General features: G+C 61.7%; 1 pseudogene. It reads right to left on the minus strand.

Going from position 1 to position 522, the window contains the following annotated elements:
• Positions 1 to 522: pseudogene (locus C0K55_RS25795) on the minus strand (phage tail protein); the annotation flags it as partial.

A 522-nucleotide genomic window follows, 5' to 3' on the forward strand; every position in this document is an offset into this window, starting at 1 on the left:
CGGTGACTTCGGCGGTCAGGTGCTGCACCGCTGGCGGCGTGACACCATTCACCGTGCCGCTCTGGTCGCCGTCAAAGTGCGCCCCGTTATCCACGATGGCTTCTTTTTCCGGTACATGCTGCACGGCGGTGATGGCATACGTGCCGTCGTCGTTCTCACGGATACTCACGCAGCGGAACAGGCGCTGGCGCAGCGTCGGCAGCTTCAGCCCCCACACGCTGTATTCAGCAACGCCGTCAGGAACACGGCTCACTTTCACCTTCACGCCGTCGGTGACGGACTGAACCTCCACGCTGACCGGATTGCCACTTCCGTCAACCAGGCTTATCAGCGTGGTACCGGAGGATGGCAGCGTGATTTCACGGTCGAGCGTCAGCGTCCGGGTCTGGCTGTTTACCGCCAGCACGCGCCCGCCGATGCTGATACCGGCATAGTCATCATCGCAGATTTCAATGACATCGCCCGGTACATGGCGAAGCCCTTCAGCACCCACGCTGAAATCCACGGTCTGCGTCTCCAGCA

This window comes from Escherichia sp. MOD1-EC6098 (assembly GCF_002965865.1).
Taxonomy (GTDB): domain Bacteria; phylum Pseudomonadota; class Gammaproteobacteria; order Enterobacterales; family Enterobacteriaceae; genus Escherichia; species Escherichia marmotae.